The organism is Chryseobacterium sp. SIMBA_038 (assembly GCF_046535115.1).
In the GTDB taxonomy this organism is placed as follows: domain Bacteria; phylum Bacteroidota; class Bacteroidia; order Flavobacteriales; family Weeksellaceae; genus Chryseobacterium.
Genome location: NZ_JAWRXH010000331.1, coordinates 1 through 250 on the forward strand (window position 1 = coordinate 1; position 250 = coordinate 250).

The 250-nt window shown below is 40.0% G+C and carries 1 protein-coding gene; it reads right to left on the minus strand.

The window, feature by feature from the left end:
* The coding region (locus SB689_RS23775; RefSeq protein WP_410694499.1) for an asparagine synthase-related protein at positions 1-250 on the minus strand (250 nt) is incomplete at both ends.

The window sequence follows — 250 nt, forward strand, 5'->3', positions numbered from 1 at the left end:
CTTTGCATATTTCAGTTCGTTGTCCTTGTGGTCATACCCGAAGCTGATCGTAGTCTGATGGGGTAGAAATTCATCTACCAAGGCTACAACAGAAGATGAATCCAATCCCCCGCTTAGAAAACTTCCTACTTCTACATCTGCAATAAGCTGTTTCTTAACTGCATTTTTTAAAAGATACAAAAATTCTTCCTTAGCATCAGAAAGGCTTATTACTCTGTCTTTTGCAGGGAGGCTGTAATAGCGTGATACG